Origin of the sequence: Microvirga tunisiensis, assembly GCF_009296175.1 — a bacterium.
In the GTDB taxonomy this organism is placed as follows: Bacteria; Pseudomonadota; Alphaproteobacteria; order Rhizobiales; family Beijerinckiaceae; genus Microvirga; species Microvirga tunisiensis.
This window is the reverse complement of record NZ_VOSK01000153.1, coordinates 1-15,515: the sequence shown is the minus strand read 5'-3', so window position 1 is coordinate 15,515 and position 15,515 is coordinate 1. Positions and strand designations below refer to the sequence as shown.

Here is a 15,515-nt window from a genome sequence, read left to right as displayed (position 1 = left end):
ATGCGTTTGCCCGGCAAATGCGGCTCCATCCGATCCCACTGGTGATCTTTCAACATCAGACGAACTCCGCTCACCCAAGCCTCCGCGCCCAAAAGGAGCTTGAATCAGATTTGCGAGTCCGTCGAAAGCCTGAATGTCAACGCGCTCTAACAAACTCATGTCAAAGGCCAGGCTGGCCCTCTCGGGGCGGGGCGATGACCTGCGGTCGTGAGGCGCTGTAACGAGACCAAACGCTATGCACGGTAAGTTGGGACCGAATACCAGCCTGGACTTCCTCTCGGGTGGTGGCGAGATGGGAGCGCTCATCCGTGCCCACGATTGGAGGGTGACCCCGCTCGGATCACCGGACAGCTGGCCGCACGGCCTCAAGACCCTGGTCGGGGTCATGCTCGGATCCAATCAGCCGATGTTCATCGCTTGGGGCGCGGAGCGCACGGTGCTCTACAACGATGCCTATGCCGAGATCCTGGCGCGCAAGCATCCCGCCGCACTGGGCCACGACTTCCTGAACGTCTGGCATGAGATCCGTGCCGACCTCCTGCCCATTGTCAGCAGGCCTACGGGGGTAAGTCCGTCCACATGGACGACATCACCCTGATCATGGAGCGCCGCGGCTACCCGGAGGAGACACACTTCTCATTCTCCTACACGCCCGTGCAGGATGAGAGCGGCGCCATTGCCGGCTTCTTCTGCCCCTGTACCGAGATCACGGGCCAGATCATGGCCGAGCGGCGCCTTGCGGCCGAGACCGAGCGCCAGCGGCGGCTGTTCGAGCAGGCGCCCGGCTTCGTGGCGATCCTGACCCAGCCGGAGCACACCTTCGAGTTCGTCAACCAGGCCTACCGGCGCCTGTTCGGCGACCGTGACTTCGTTGGACGGAATGCGCGCGAGGTCTTCCCCGAGATCGAAGGCCAAGGCTTCTTCGAGCGGCTCGACCAGGTCTACAAAACCGGCGAGCGCTTCGTCGCCCATCACCTGCCGATCCGCCTTCAGCGCTCGCCCGGTGCGGTCGTGGAGGAGCGCTTCCTCGACTTCATCTACGAGCCCGTGCGGGATGAGGCCGGCCAGGTCACCGGGATCTTCTGCGAGGGCCACGACGTCACCGAAGCGCACCTCGCACGGACCGCCATCGACGCGAGCAATGCGCGCTACACCAGCGTGCTGGCGGCCATGGGCGAGGGCTTCCTCGTCCTCGACGAGGAGTATCGCATCGCCGAGATCAATGCCGAGGGCCTGCGGCTCGACGGCCGTATGGAGCAGGAACTCCTCGGCAAGACACACTGGGAGGCATTCCCCGCCTCGGTCGGCACTCCGGTCGAGGCGGCCTACCGCCGGGCGATGACCGAGCGCGTGCCGGTGGAACTCACCCATCACTACCAGGATCCGACCACAGACTACGATAGCTGGCTGGCGCTGCGCATCTACCCAGTGCCGGGCGGGGTGGCTGCCTTCTATCGCAACGTCAGCGAGCGGATGCAGGCTGAGGAGGCGCTGCGCCTGAGCGAGGAGCGTCTGAGGACCGCCTTTGCCATCAGCACAGTCGGCGTGCTGTTCTGGGACAAGGACTTCAGCCTGACCGAGGTGAATGACGCCTTCCTGCGCATGACCGGCTTCAGTCGCGATGAGGCGGTCGGCAAGACCTGGCAGGAACTCACGCCCGAGGAGTTCCATCCCGAGTCCTGGCGGGCCATCGAGCAGGTAACCACCCGCGGCGAAGCCTCCCCGTACGAAAAGCAATACTTCCGCCGGGACGGCTCGCGCTGGTGGGGGCTGTTCGCGTCACGTAAGGTCGGCGACGAGTTCGTCGAGTTCGTTGTCGACATCACCGACCGCAAGGAGACCGAGGCGGCTCTGCGCCGGCTGAACGAGGAGCTGGAAAGCCGCGTGCTCCACGCCGTCACTGAGCGGGAAAGGTCCGAGGCGGCCCTGCGCCAGTCGCAGAAGCTGGAGGCGGTCGGGCAGCTCACGGGCGGCGTGGCGCACGACTTCAACAACCTGCTTACCATCATCCGCTCGTCGGTCGAGTTCCTGCGCCGGCCCAACCTGCCCGAGGAGCGTCGACGCCGCTACATCGATGCGATCACCGACACCGTGGACCGGGCCGCCAAGCTCACGGGGCAGTTGCTGGCCTTTGCGAGGCGGCAGGCACTCAAGCCCGAGGTGTTCGACGTCCCTGAGCGGATTGAGGCGATCACAGACATGCTGCGCACCATCGTGGGCAGCCGCATCCGGATTGAGACGGACACGGCCTGCGAGCCCTGCTCCGTCGAGGCGGACATCGTCCAGTTCGAGACGGCGCTCGTGAACATGGCGGTGAACGCCCGCGATGCCATGAACGGGGAAGGCACTCTGACGGTGCAGGTCGATGCCCTGGCCGAGATGCCGTCGATCCGGGGCCATGCCGGCAGCCCCGGCCGGTTCGTGGCGGTGTCGATCAGCGACACCGGATCGGGCATCCCGGCCGATCAGCTCGGCCAGATCTTCGAACCCTTCTTCACCACCAAGGAGGTCGGAAAGGGCACGGGCTTGGGCCTGAGCCAGGTCTACGGCTTCGCCAAACAGTCCGGCGGCGATGTCGCTGTCGACAGTGAGCTCGGGAAGGGCACGACCTTCACCCTCTACCTGCAGAAGGTTGAGCGGGAGGTTGAACGGGATGGTGCCGCAGGCCGCGGGCACTGGAATGGCCAAGAGGAAGACGGTCGTGGCTGCCGGGTGCTGGTGGTCGAGGACAACATCGAGGTGGGCCGGTTCTCGACCCAGCTTCTCCAGGACCTCGGCTACGAAACCACCTGGGCGGCGAACGCCAGCGAGGCTCTCAAGCTGCTGGAGGAAGATGCCCGCCGGTTTGACGTGGTGTTCTCGGACGTGGTCATGCCCGGCATGAGCGGGGTCGAGCTGGGGCGGGAAATCCGGCAGCACTACCCAAACCTTCCGGTGGTGTTGACGTCCGGCTACAGCCACGTCCTGGCGGAGGAGGGGCGCCACGGCTTCGAGCTGCTGCACAAGCCGTATGCCGTCGAGGACGTGTCACGGGTGCTGCGGCGGATGACACAAAGGCGCGGCTGACGACCCAAAGAGCTGGATCTTGGAGGTCCAACCCTTTGATCCGAGTAGGGCTTTCGAGGGTCCCCTCACGGGATATCCCGGAACGAGGTGCGGCGGTTGGTATGATGCGCGTCATGGTTCGACCCGATCCAGCACCATGTGTCTGGTCGTGAGTGCATCACCCGTTGCCGCAAAAGCCGCCGTGTTGTCGAAGATGCACCAGGTTTCGACGCCGATTGCGGCATCCCGGGCGAGCACCTCGGCGATGGCTGCGAGATATTCTTGGCTGTAGGCGGAGTAGTAGATCTTTGGCGAACCGTGCAGCCGGTAGTATGACAGGCTGCGACAGCCGCCCGGCTCGTCAGCACCGGGGACTGGGGCTGGGTCGGCCGCGACACGGGCGATCCGAAGCTCGTCGAGCAGGGCGTCGACCTCGGGCGTGAACCAGGAGGCATGGCGGGGCTCGCAGACGATGCCGCCCTCAACCCGGCTCCTCAGCTGGCTCAGGAACCGGTCGGCAATGCCGTGCTGGAAGCTCAGGCTCGGGGGCAGTTGGACCAGCAGCGGCCCGAGCTTGGGTCCGAGGCCGCTCACCTCCGACAGGAACCGATCCAGCAGGTCGCTGACGTCCTTGAGCCGGCGCTCGTGGGTGATGGCCTTCGGGATCTTCACGGCGAAGCGGAAACCCTCCGGCACCGAGGCTGCCCAGCGCTCGTAGGTGGCTGGCCGATGTGGGCGGTAGAAGGATGAGTTGATCTCCACCGCGTTGAGGACGGCGCCGTAGCGCTCCAGGTGGGATCCCGTCACCGGAAAGGGGGCTGCATGCTCCTTCGGGATGCTCCAGGCCGCGGTGCCGATCCGGATGGTGGCAACCGCTCCGCCGGTGGGCGGATCGGAGCCTCGGGACGTCAGGTGGTCCGGATTGGATAGGGCCCGCATGCCGCTCACTCGGCAAAGCGGACAAGGGCCCGCAGGCCTTCGATCAGGAGCTTGCGCTGGTGGTCGGGCACGGAGCCTCTGCAGGTGGCATCCACGAGCGCCTCCAGTTCCTCTCGGCTTGGGCGGCGCTCCCGGATCTCACGGGCCCACATGGCGATCTGCGAGGCCTTGCCGCCGCAGGAGGGGCACTCGTCGATGATCTCGCGCGCGAGGGCCATGATCTGGTCGAGGGGGCTGGTGTCAGGGTCGGCGGGCATGGGCGGAGCGCTGTCGCTTGGGCTGATTGGAAACTCCGATCATCGGAAAAGACTTACTCTGCCAACGCAAGCAGGTGGCGGGCCGTTCCGGTCCGGCTGAGGTGTAAGCCCTTGCAGAAGCAGGCTTCCGTCCCCATATCAGCGTTACCCCAGCGGACATTGTTGTGGATTTCGCAAGCGGCGGGCGTCACCGCCGGCTTCGATGGGACCGTGCACGGACGGATGTACTCCGGCCCGGTCCATTCCTGCGCCTGCCTGACGATGCAGGCGCCCGTCTGGTACCCGATCAGCCCAGGCCCGTAGCTGGCGAGGCAGGAGATGCGAAGGCATCCCGCCCGTTCGCCCCGGAGCCTGGGCTTTTTCGTTCGAACATTGACTTGGGCCGACAAAGCTGCCGCACATCCGAATGAATGCGAATGGCCGCTCCTGGCACTCCTGCGACGTAAGCGTTTGGTCCGCTTCGACACTCAAGTGCCGACGTTCGTTAAGCAGTCGGAACGTGCAATTTTGACCCTGAGCGGTCGTTCAGGCGTAGGCGTTTATCGCCAGTGTGGCTGGAGTTGGGCTGGAAGGGCGGTTCGGCTTGGTGGTACTCCTGCATAGCCGTCAATGGCCTCCCGCAGCAAGGCCGTTGCTGCTTGCGCACAGTTGCTCCTATCCGTCATATTCACCTTGACCGGAACGGGTCGACCCATGGCACTCCTGACCACCCTGCCACTATGGCTGTCTGGCGTCCTTCTCGTCGGCGGGGCAACGCTCATCGCCATGGCCGCTCCCGCCTTCGTTCGCCGGCACGTCAGCTCGGACCGGCTCCGGATCAACAACGAGGTGGCCGGCTTCACATTTGCGACCGTCGGTGTGCTTTATGCCGTGCTGCTGGCCTTCGCCGTCATCATCGTCTGGGAAAAGTTCAGCGAGGCAGAGCACGCGGCCGCCCAGGAAGCCGGCGCCGCAGCGACCCTCTACCGTCTGGCGGAGGGCATCGGGGGTGATCCCGGTGCTGCCCTCCGCGACGGGTTAACCCGCTACGTGAGAGCAGCCATCGCCGAGGACTGGCCTGCCATGGAGCGGAGCGGGTCAAGCCACGCGGTGACGCGCGGGCTGGACGCCACCTACGCAGCCCTGCTGACGTTCACCCCCAGCGACGGCCGCGGAACGGCCATTTTGGCCGAGGCTCTCCGCCAGCTTGACGGCCTGACCGAAGCCCGCCGCACAAGGCTCGTCCTGGCCTCCGGCGCAGTCCCTGGGGTGCTCTGGTTCGTGCTCTTCGGCGGCGCCGTCCTGACGATCGGCTTCACCCTGTTCTTTGGCACCGAGAACCTGCGCGGTCATGCGATGATGACAGGGATCCTGTGCTTCCTGATCGTCTCCGGGCTGCTTGTGATCATCGCCATGAACCACCCCTTCGCGGGATCGGTGAAGGTGCAGCCGGAGGCCCTCTCGGCGGTGCTGGAGGACTTTGGTGAGAAGGCTCAGCCGTGATCCGCGATGGATCTCGTTGCACGTCTTCAAGACTAGAACGGCTCATGGCAGGATGCATGATCTTTCCACGTTCGTGGAAATCCTTCTACCGATAGTAGCCTTCCCTCTGCCGCTTTATCCTAGTAGCCGCGCTGCCAGCAGCCCCGCAATGGCGATCGATCTCTAGCGTCGCTTCTTGGCACGGGGCTGACCTTAGCCGAACTTCCGGATAACGAGGGTACGCAGACGTTCTCACGGGCATGTTCAAAAGCTGCCCCTGACCCATTAGCGGACATTCTCGTTTTTGCAGCTTACTCCCGCATTCGAGCCGCTAGGCAAGGCATATGCTCAATATGACGTGCTTTCGCCTAACTTGTTTGGTGGCGGAACGTTGTTGGGATCGGGTGCGTTACGCCATTGAGGAGTACACTTGGCGCTTTGACGGCCTGCGACGCCGAGCTTCTCACCGCAGGAGGACGTGATGCACTCCCTTCATCCGCAAGCCCGCACCACCCCCGCTGTCCGCCAGGAGATCGCCCGCTCGAGAGAGCCCACCGGCGTGCTGGCCCAGCGCTTCAGCGTGAGCACCGAGACCATCCGCAAGTGGCGCAAGCGCGGAGCCCAGGACTGCCAGGACCATTCCAGCCGGCCGCACAAGCTGCCCTGGAAAGCCACGGACGAGGAGCGCGCCATCGTCTGCGTCCTGCGCCAGGCCACCGGCTTTCCGCTCGACGATCTGACCTTCATCGTCACGCATTTCCTGCCGCATCTCAACCGCGATGCCGTCTACCGCATCCTCAAGGCGGAAGGCTTGGGACGATTGCCCCCGGCGCAGCAGCGCCAGCGCCGGAGCGGCACGTTCAAGGACTATGATCTCGGCTTCGTGCACATCGACATCAAGCACCTGCCCAAGCTGCAGACCGCCGACGGGGAGCGCCGCAAGCGCTATTTGTATGTGGCCATCGACCGCTGCTCGCGCTGGGTGCACCTGGCCGTCAAGGACGATGAGCTGGCCACCAGCGCGGTCGCCTTCCTGAAAGAGGCGGTCCGCGCGTTTCCCTTCAAGATCACGCACGTGCTCACCGACAGAGGATCCTGCTTTACCGCCGATGGCTTTGAAGAGGCCTGCCGCCAGCTGAAGCTGGAGCACCGCAGGACCAAGCCGTATACACCGCAAACCAATGGTCTCGTGGAGCGCTTCAACGGGCGGGTGCAGCGCGAGGTGCTCGGCATCACCATCTACAGCCATCGGGATCTCGAGACGCTGCTCAAGGGCTTCAATCAGGCCTATAACAGAAGACGTCAACGCGTGCTCAAGGGGCGATCCCCGGATGAGGTTGTGCGAAGCCGCCTGGCTGCCGAGCCGAAGCTCGCCAACCGCCGCTACAAGCCACCCGATGCAGACGCGTTGCCGCCAGCCCTCCAGGTCATCGCTCATGCCAAGGAGGTCTCGCATCCAGACACCTACTCGCTCAACAAGATGCGCACGCGAGGGTGCAGGATCAAACCGATCGGAGAAATATTGCGTTTCGTGGGCTACCAGTTCGTCTCGGAATTCCATGATGCTCACCACGTAGGATGGTATCCCGTCATAGGTCAGTACGAACTCAGTGACCCACAGATCGCGGCCGCCGATCATTCGCCGGACCGTAAAGCGCTTCTTGTTCGGCTGGACGGATCGGCTCTCCTGAATACTTTGCCGACCGCGGATGCGCTCGCCCGATTGCGGATAATCGAGTACGGCATCTTCGCGGTAGATTTCATGTTCGACCTTGAAATCGCTTGCGTCCGAAGCATTCCAATGGCGCTCCAGCGCCGCCCGCACGGCTCGATCATCCATTTCAATCTCCCACCTGTACATCCTGCGATCACTCTAGGATGGCGGAATTCAGTGCCATTCACATGGAAACGGCTGCATCCATGACGGCCTCAGAATGGCACATCTCGGAGGAATTGCTTTGGTCTGCTCATGAGGCAGTGAGCGGACCTTCATTTCATTTGCTGTTCGTTACTCTTTGACCCAACTCGGACGTTTGTAGCCCTACTTGGCCGCCTCACGGAGGATCAGACTGGAGAACTGCTTTCAGCCTACCCTTCAAGCCTCGGCGATTGCCATCTGGTGACCGCAGTCAATCGGCTTTACCTAATGATTTGGTCCTTACCTAATGATTTGGTCCGCGCGAGCATCTCGGCTGGGACAATGATCCCGATTTCTCGGGCGACTTTGAGGTTGACCACCAACTCGGGCCGCGCGGCGCATTCAATCGGCAGTTCGCCGGGCTTTGCCCCTTCGAGGACCTGGTCCACCAGCCCCGCCATACGCCGCGCCGCTGCTGCAAGGCTCGTGCCATAGGCGAGCAATGGCTCGTATCGCGCCAGATCCCGGCCGAACATGGTGGGCAGCCGGGCCGCTGCCGCCAATTTGGCGATCCTCCCGCCATAGGTGCTGGTGCGGGGCACCTCCAGGGATAGGAGTGCGTCCGCACCTTCATCCCTGAAGGCTGCGAAGGCGCCGTCGAGGTCTTCCTCGCCTCCCAGCAGCAGCACCTGAGCGCGCAGACCCTCGGCATGGGCTGCGGCTTTGTTCAGGTTCGGTAACGTGTCCGGCACGCCCGCATCACCCAGGATTGCCAGCCGTGTGAGGCCCGGGAGCACCTGCTTGAGAAGCCTGATCTGGCTCCTCGCTTGACCTGGGTCGAAGCTCGTCACTCCCGCAGTATTCCCGCCGGGGCGATCCGCATCGGTGACCATACCGGCCTCAACGGGATCGAGCACAATCGTGAAGATGATGGGGATGTCGGATGTCGCTCGACGTGCGGCCCAGAAGGTTACGACGCCAATCACGGCGATCACGTCAACTCGGAGCGCCACCAACTCTGCCGCAAGGCGAGGTAGGTGATCGAGCCGGCCCGCAGCAAAGCGCGCTTCCATCTTGAAGGTCTGGCCCTCAACGTACCCGAGTTCACCCAGCCCCTCTCTGAATGCGGTGAAGCCTGGATAAGTGCGATCTCCGGCGAGAAGCACGCCGATCCGCGAGATTGTCGAACTGTCCTGTTGGACCTCAAACATGGCGTCTCTCCCTATTAAGCTGCCGCTGGGCAACGCCAGATTAAACGAGGCTACTCTTGCGCTGCCTCGCTTGCACAACGCTCCTGGGGCATGGCACCGTACCTTGATTGCACATCCCCCTGTCTCGGGCGAGACCGCCTCGCTCGTGGCATGGCTTCACCAGCAGGCGCTGATCGGAGCCTCTGTTGAAGCGATCCTCGAAGGCTTGTGCGCGGAGGCTCTTGCACTGGGCCTCGAGCTGGATCGGGCTGTGGTCGCCTACCTTGTGTTCCACCCGCAGTTCGACGGCATGACGTTCACGTGGACCCGGGACACGGGCCGGGCGGAACGTCAGGCCGCCACACAACCGGATATCCGGCGCTTGCCCTCGCCCTTCTTGCACATGCAGACCACCGGCACAGAGGAGTTGCGGTTCCGGCTCAATGATCGTGGGAGTTCGCTCCCATTCCCGCTCCTCAGTCACCTTCGCAGCTTGGGCTTTACCGACTACTTCGCTTTCTTCCAGCCCTTCGGCAGTTCTGCGGACCCGACGCTTGGCCCGATCTGCCGCCCGGGACCGTCATGCGTGAAGGCGTGACAGGCTCCTTCAGCACCGCCCGCAGGGATGGATTTACCGAGCGCGAGTTGGATGTCCTCCGGGCGCTGGTTTTGCCGTTCTCGGTCGCGGTCAAGGCTGCGGCGGCGCTTGAGATGGCGGAGATCCTCCTCGGCACCTATCTCGGCGCCGCCACCGGCCGGAGCGTCCTGCGCAGGCATGTGCAGCGTGGCCACGGTCACCAGGTCCATGCCGTGATCTTCTACAGCGACATGCGGGACTCAACGACCTTGGCCGCGAGTGCCTCGCTTGAGACCTACCTTTCTACGCTCAATGCATACTTTGACTGTGTCGTTGACGCGGTCGATGCCCAGGGCGGCGAGGTCCTGAAGTTCACCGGCGACGGCGTGTTGGCGATGTTCCCCTTCGAGGAGGGCACGCAAGCCGGGACGAATGCCTATGGACTGGCGCTTGCGGCCGCCCGCGACGCTCTTGGCCGGCTGGGGAACGTCAACGCCCGGCGCGCTGCGGCCGGGGCGAGCGAGATCCGCTGCGGCATTGCCCTGCATGCTGGGGACGTGATGTATGGCAACGTCGGTTCGGCGCGGCGGCTTGACTTCACGGCCACGGGCCCTGCTGTCAACGAGGTATGCCGCCTCGATGCCCAGTGCAAAACACTCGCTGTCCCCCTTGTCATGTCAGACGTCGCCGCATCGCTCTGTGGTGGTCCCCTCCAGTCGCTCGGCTGGCACGAACTCCGAGGCGTTGGGCGGGCCATCGAGGCCTTCTCGCTGCCGGACGCCTACGGAATGCACAGAGCCTGACGTAAGAAGCCACGCGCATGGCAATCGGACAACGCAAAGGTCGGGTCGTGGCAGATTTTGATGAAGTCTAAAATGTGGCTGATGGGGTCAACTATTAGCGTCAGCCCGGCGTAACCGTCCCAACATCCAGTATGTCATACAGTCAAAAAACTGCGCTTGCAGACTTTATCAACACTATCGGCACTGAGCTGACTCTCGCGCGAGAGTCAGCTCAAGAAGGAATTCCAGACCTTCGAAAAGGACTGCGGCTTTCGCAGTCTGATCTCAAGGTGGCCCTTGTTGATTATCATTTAATGAGCGCCGCATTCCGGACCTATCGCCCGGCAGCATCTGCCCAAATGGCCGGCCAATTTCCAGGTGGCACGTACCGTGAGGCTCCACCGCGCATAACTGGAAGCTATTCCTCTGGCGGGAGCATTAGATCACTCTAGATTTGCGCGGATCCAACATTTCATCAGGCCGCCCGATGCAGAAAGATCTTGAGCCCCATTTACCGACGGCCGTGCAGGAAAGAATGGGATTCGTCCGCGTCCGTGGAGCCCGCGAACACAATCTCAAGAATATCGATCTCGAAATTCCTCGCGACGCCCTCGTGGTGTTTACAGGCGTGTCCGGCTCCGGAAAGTCGTCGCTGGCCTTCGGAACCCTCTATGCCGAGGCGCAGCGCCGATATCTTGAGTCGGTCTCGCCCTACGCCAGACGACTGTTCCATCAAATGCCGGTTCCCGATGTGGACGACATCGAAGGTCTGCCGCCTGCCGTCGCGCTTCAGCAGCAGCGCGGTTCGCCCACCACGCGCTCCTCGGTGGGCAGCGTCACGACCTTGTCCAACCTGCTGCGCATGCTTTACTCCCGGGCCGGCGACTATCCGCGCGGCCAGGCGATCCTCTATGCCGAGTCGTTCTCGCCCAATACGCCGGAGGGGGCCTGTCCCCGGTGCCATGGGCTGGGTAGGATCTACGAGGTCACCGAGCGATCGATGGTGCCGGACGACACACTGACCATTCGCGAGCGGGCGATTGCCGCCTGGCCAACCGCTTGGCATGGCCAGAACCTGCGCGACATCGCGACCACGCTCGGCTTTGACGTGGATCGGCCCTGGCGGGACATGCCCAAGAAGGATCGCAACTGGCTTCTTTTTACCGATGAGCAGCCGACTGTCCCAGTCTATCCCGGATATACGCAGCAGGAGGTTCGGCGCGCGCTCAAGCGCAAGGAGGAGCCGGCTTATCAGGGAACGTTTACGAGCGCCAAGCGCCATGTGCTGCACACTTTTGCCACCACGCAGAGTCCGCTGATGAAGCGGCGAGTGGCGCAATACATGGTGAGCACCGAATGCCCACTCTGCCACGGCAAGCGCCTGCGCCCGGAATCCCTGTCCGTCAAGTTCGCGGGACTGGACATCGCCGACATCTCCAGTCTGCCGCTCGCCCGTCTCGCCGACATCTTCCGGCCCTATGCGGACGGGACGGCCCCGCGGATGGCGAAGATCGAGGCGGAGCATCCGGAAAAGGCGATGGTCGCGCAGCGCATCGCGCACGATCTTGTCGCCCGGCTCAGCGTCATGCTCGATCTCGGGCTCGGCTATCTTGCCATCGACCGCAGCACCCCGACGCTTTCGCCCGGCGAGCTCCAACGGCTGCGGCTCGCCACGCAGGTACGCTCCAATCTCTTCGGCGTGGTCTATGTGCTCGACGAGCCATCGGCCGGGCTTCATCCAGCGGATACGGAGGCGCTGCTGAATGCGCTCGGACAGCTAAAGGCGTCCGGAAATTCGCAGTTCGTGGTCGAGCACAATCTCGATGTCATCCGTCACGCCGACTGGATCGTCGATGTCGGCCCTGGCGCGGGAGAGCGGGGAGGCCGTGTGATCTATAGCGGTCCGCCGGATGGGCTCAGGCAGGTCGAGGCCTCGCAGACCCAGCGTTTCCTGTTCGGCGAAAGCTCCCTCCCGTCTCGGGAAGCGCGCTCACCGAAAGGCTGGCTGCGCCTCGCTGGGGTTACACGCAACAATCTGCACGGGCTCGACGTCGCATTCCCGTTAGGCGTGCTCACGACCGTGACAGGCGTATCCGGCTCGGGCAAATCGAGCTTGGTCAGCCAGGCGCTGGTTGAATTAGTGGCGGAGCATCTGGGTCACGATATCCCTGAGCCGGAAGATGAAGGCGAGGAACTTGAGCGGGCAGCGACAAGGGCCAGCGAAGGCCGGATCATCAGTGGCATGGAAGGGATCAAGCGCTTGGTGCGGGTCGATCAGAAGCCGATCGGACGCACGCCGCGTTCGAACCTCGCAACCTATACCGGTCTTTTCGATCATGTCCGGAAGCTGTTTGCCGCAACCAAGCAGGCACGCGTCCGTCGCTACGATGCGGGACGCTTTTCCTTTAACGTCGCCAAGGGCCGCTGTCCGCATTGCGAAGGTGACGGCTTCGTGATGGTCGAGCTGCTGTTCCTGCCGAGCGTCTACGCCCCATGCCCGACCTGCCATGGGGCCCGGTACAATACCGATACGCTTAAGATCAAATTTCGAGATAAGTCCATCGCCGACGTGCTCGAAATGACCGTCGATGCAGCCTGGGAGTTCTTTGCCGACGAACCGCCTTTGCATCGATCGCTCACGATCGTGCGCGAGGTGGGGTTGGGTTATCTGCGGCTTGGCCAACCCGCGACCGAGTTGTCCGGCGGGGAGGCGCAGCGGATCAAGCTTGCGACCGAGCTTCAACGGATCCAGCGCGGCGATACGCTCTACGTCCTCGATGAGCCGACGACCGGATTGCATCCCGCCGACGTTGAGAGGCTCGTGGCTCAACTCGATGGGTTGGTCGAAGCTGGCAACACTGTCATCGTGGTCGAGCATGACATGCGCGTTGCCGCGCGAAGCGACTGGGTCATGGATCTCGGTCCGGGGGCCGGCGACGAGGGCGGGCAGGTGGTTGCATCAGGTCCGCCGGTCCAAGTGGCAAAAGCATCGGACAGCCGTACGGCACCTTATTTGTCACAAGCTCTCGTTTGATGCACTTCAATCCATCGGATGCCTCGGACAAAGGCTCATGAGGGGCATCACAGCGTCCCAATCCGACTTCGGGATCAAAGCGCTATTGTACTCCAACTCACCGGCTTGGCCGAAGCCGGCTATCACGGCGCCGAGCTTGAACGTTTCCTCGTGGCAGATCCGGTAGCCCTCTTCTGCCACTCCTCGGATCAAAGACGAGGTTCGCTTCCGCCGGTAAAAGCTGACATTCATCGAGAGGGTCGGAACGTGAATGTTTGACCCAAAGCGGAAGCTTCTTCATCTCTAGACCCGGATCGACAGCCTTACTTGGCTACTCGAGCCTCACCCCGCTTGTTCACATGCCAAATAACAACATGGTAGTGGGGCACCTCTACACCGGGGTGGCCTTCGTTGAAGTACACGGACACATGATCGTTCCCGCCCGCGAACCCTGCGAGGTCGAACTTCTTCCGGTTTCCAATATCCTCAACCGGGATCATGTAGACAGTGCTCACCCGCCGTCCCTGCCGGTCGTAGGCGAGAAACGGTCCCGCTGGCAGAGTCTCGGGTCGGACGTAAAGCACACCCAGCCCAGGCAGGAAGCGGGGAATCTTCACGAGATCGCTGACCCTCTTAAAACCACGGGGCGGGGGGCCTAAAGATGTTGAAGGTGTCTGTGCCTCAACCGCCGAAGACGTCAAAACCGCCAGCATACCCGCGGCCATCAACTGCTTCCACATGGCTACCATCCCTCACGCTCGCTGCGCCTCTTGCCACGACTGCTTCTTCAACGTCTTCCTCGTTGTTCGCGCCAATGCAGGAATTCTTCGAATAAGCGCTCGGTTTCGGCGTCCCGCCCTTCCGGTGCCATCTTAGAGGAAGTGTCAGATTGCGACACCGAACCCGTGGCAGCAGTGCCTGGGCGTCGAGCTTGTGAACTCTGAAGCCAGCGCTCAGCAGGCTGGAACCGCTTCCAGCGTGGCAAGGTGGCGGCAAGATTAACCTCCTGCCACTTAGGATGTCGTGAGGGCGCTTGGAATTCAGAGAAGCGGGAGAAGAACGCATCAACGAAAGTACCCAGCAATCGGTAGCGGCTGCTCTTCTCCGGCCAGTTATAGGCGATGAGAACTGTCCCTACGGCGACAGTCTCTACTCTCTCTCCTGTTGGGATGAGCTTTGGATAGTCTTCATGGCGGAGGGTGGTCGGCAAATAGAGCGTTGCATCCGCGGCAACTGGGATTGGGATCAGATGAAATCCACTATCGCCTATGAGGCGCTCCACCATGGCTGCTGGCTTCGCGGCTAGGAAAGCCGTCGCAGCAACCCTCCCTTGCCGCATCTCTTCCAAGGCCTCATCATGTCCTAAGTGAACCTCCGAGACCTTGACACCAAGCGCCCTGAAGAGATCGCGCGCGATGTCCTCAACGCTGCTGCCGTACCCCCCCAGATTGACCGGCTTGTCAGCGAGATCGGAAACTTGCCGAATGTCCTGTCGCGCTATGACATGGAACTCTTCATTGAAGAGTTTGGTAATGTAGACGAGCCTGCTCTTGAGATCTCCAAGCTCTTTACTCTCCTGCAAACGGGTGAGCATGAGCTCCGGCGTGATCGTCATGTCCACGCCGGGAAGCGAAAGGACATCACGAACGTCGTGAACGCCGCCACGGCCCACAAACGGGAGAACGCGCAACGCCAGCTCTCCCTTCGGACCAGTCTCCTGCCCGCTCGCAATGACTTTCGCGATTTCGTTGACAAACCGGAGAGCATCCTCCTCAGGGCCTCCTCCAACAATCCCGATCGTGTTCGGGTCCCGAGCAGGTGCGGCTTGTTTGGAAACGGGTGTTGAAGGTGGATTTTGCGCCATCACCAGCGACGGGATTAGCTCCACTATAAGGAGAAGCACGGCAGCCACTCCAAACCTCGAAAATCGGGCTACACTATCAGGAACCATCTTGGCCTCCCGGTGTGTTGAACCCAATTATGTTGGGGTTTTAGGGATAATTTGGGGCGTGGGACCGGAATCAGAGTTCACAAGCCCCTCTGTGGGTCGCCTATGAAGGTGAGCTGAGCTTAGCTTAGCCAATAGAAAGACTGTTGGGCGCCATTTCCTGGGCACAGCGGAGGCCTGGAGCGCCATCCCACCACCCGGCTTCAGGATTGCACGATCAACACGCTCGTGGCCGCTATCGGCTTGGCGGAAACGTCGGCTGTTGTGTAGGGTTTCGGATGCCGGCCCGTCGCAGACGCAACCACGTGCACCGGGGCTGGCGTCCGGAAGCCTCCAGGGAAGGAACCCGCGGAACGGTTGGGCGCCGCGAGTGCCGCGCTCATCTATGGGGATTTGGGCGCTTCGGATCGGGTGCGGGATCCGCGCCGATGCACCCAAGCCAGCG

Annotated in this window: 11 protein-coding genes and 3 pseudogenes; 8 read left to right on the top strand and 6 right to left on the bottom strand. The window is 62.6% G+C overall.

What is annotated here, in order from left to right:
- The first annotated feature begins 235 nt into the window (after positions 1-235).
- The 3 genes and pseudogenes from FS320_RS26205 (at position 236) to FS320_RS50885 (ending at position 3,066) form a co-directional block, all read left to right on the top strand.
- Positions 236-598: a hypothetical protein gene (locus FS320_RS26205; protein WP_192926340.1), complete on the top strand. Its 363-nt coding sequence runs from the start codon at positions 236-238 to the stop codon at positions 596-598.
- Positions 580-1,434, top strand: a pseudogene (locus FS320_RS50890) (PAS domain-containing protein); the annotation flags it as partial. The gene FS320_RS26205 and the pseudogene FS320_RS50890, both read left to right, overlap by 19 nt.
- A gap of 39 nt (positions 1,435-1,473) precedes the next feature.
- Positions 1,474-3,066 carry a PAS domain S-box protein gene (locus FS320_RS50885; RefSeq protein WP_152714891.1) on the top strand — a complete coding sequence of 531 codons (1,593 nt, stop codon included), beginning with the start codon at positions 1,474-1,476 and terminating at the stop codon, positions 3,064-3,066.
- A 111-nt stretch (positions 3,067-3,177) separates the two neighbouring features.
- Here FS320_RS50885 and FS320_RS26195 read toward each other — a convergent pair whose 3' ends face one another.
- Together FS320_RS26195 and FS320_RS26190 are read right to left on the bottom strand one after the other, a co-directional pair.
- Positions 3,178-3,984 carry a DUF72 domain-containing protein gene (locus FS320_RS26195; protein ID WP_152714889.1) on the bottom strand — a complete coding sequence of 269 codons (807 nt, stop codon included), beginning with the start codon at positions 3,982-3,984 and terminating at the stop codon, positions 3,178-3,180.
- A 5-nt stretch (positions 3,985-3,989) separates the two neighbouring features.
- Positions 3,990-4,241, bottom strand: coding sequence for a hypothetical protein (locus FS320_RS26190; RefSeq protein WP_152714887.1), 252 nt, complete (start codon positions 4,239-4,241; stop codon positions 3,990-3,992).
- Positions 4,242-4,934: 693 nt separating this feature from the next.
- Here FS320_RS26190 and FS320_RS26185 point away from each other — a divergent pair.
- Entirely contained in the window at positions 4,935-5,723 is a 789-nt protein-coding gene (locus tag FS320_RS26185; RefSeq protein ID WP_162003245.1) for a bestrophin-like domain, read from the top strand.
- 460 nt (positions 5,724-6,183) lie between these two features.
- A pseudogene (locus FS320_RS26180) lies at positions 6,184-7,164 on the top strand (IS481 family transposase); the annotation flags it as partial.
- A 3-nt stretch (positions 7,165-7,167) separates the two neighbouring features.
- Here FS320_RS26180 and FS320_RS26175 read toward each other — a convergent pair.
- Positions 7,168-7,542, bottom strand: a pseudogene (locus FS320_RS26175) (nuclear transport factor 2 family protein); the annotation flags it as partial.
- A gap of 299 nt (positions 7,543-7,841) precedes the next feature.
- Complete coding sequence (locus tag FS320_RS26170) at positions 7,842-8,771, bottom strand: ABC transporter substrate-binding protein (RefSeq protein WP_152714883.1); 930 nt, start codon at positions 8,769-8,771, stop codon at positions 7,842-7,844.
- A 103-nt stretch (positions 8,772-8,874) separates the two neighbouring features.
- On the opposite strand from FS320_RS26170, the gene FS320_RS26165 reads away from it, so the two are divergent.
- The 3 genes from FS320_RS26165 to uvrA all read left to right on the top strand — a co-directional run bounded on the left by FS320_RS26165 (position 8,875) and on the right by uvrA (position 13,143).
- Positions 8,875-9,348: a hypothetical protein gene (locus tag FS320_RS26165; RefSeq protein WP_152714881.1), complete on the top strand. Its 474-nt coding sequence runs from the start codon at positions 8,875-8,877 to the stop codon at positions 9,346-9,348.
- The gene (locus FS320_RS26160; protein ID WP_152714880.1) at positions 9,333-10,130 is read left to right on the top strand and encodes an adenylate/guanylate cyclase domain-containing protein; all 798 of its coding nucleotides are present in this window, start codon (positions 9,333-9,335) and stop codon (positions 10,128-10,130) included. The genes FS320_RS26165 and FS320_RS26160 overlap by 16 nt, the downstream gene beginning before the upstream one ends.
- Positions 10,131-10,644: 514 nt before the next feature.
- Positions 10,645-13,143 (top strand): excinuclease ABC subunit UvrA, encoded by a 2,499-nt coding sequence (gene uvrA, locus FS320_RS26155; RefSeq protein ID WP_244627388.1) that lies wholly within the window; start codon positions 10,645-10,647, stop codon positions 13,141-13,143.
- A 302-nt stretch (positions 13,144-13,445) separates the two neighbouring features.
- On the opposite strand, the gene FS320_RS26150 is transcribed toward uvrA, so the two are convergent.
- Both FS320_RS26150 and FS320_RS26145 read right to left on the bottom strand, forming a co-directional pair.
- Positions 13,446-13,862, bottom strand: a complete 417-nt coding sequence (locus FS320_RS26150) for a DUF5602 domain-containing protein (protein ID WP_152714876.1) — start codon at positions 13,860-13,862, stop codon at positions 13,446-13,448.
- Between the two features lie 47 nt (positions 13,863-13,909).
- Positions 13,910-15,034, bottom strand: a complete 1,125-nt coding sequence (locus FS320_RS26145) for a TAXI family TRAP transporter solute-binding subunit (RefSeq protein ID WP_162003244.1) — start codon at positions 15,032-15,034, stop codon at positions 13,910-13,912.
- Between the last annotated feature and the right edge of the window lie 481 nt (positions 15,035-15,515).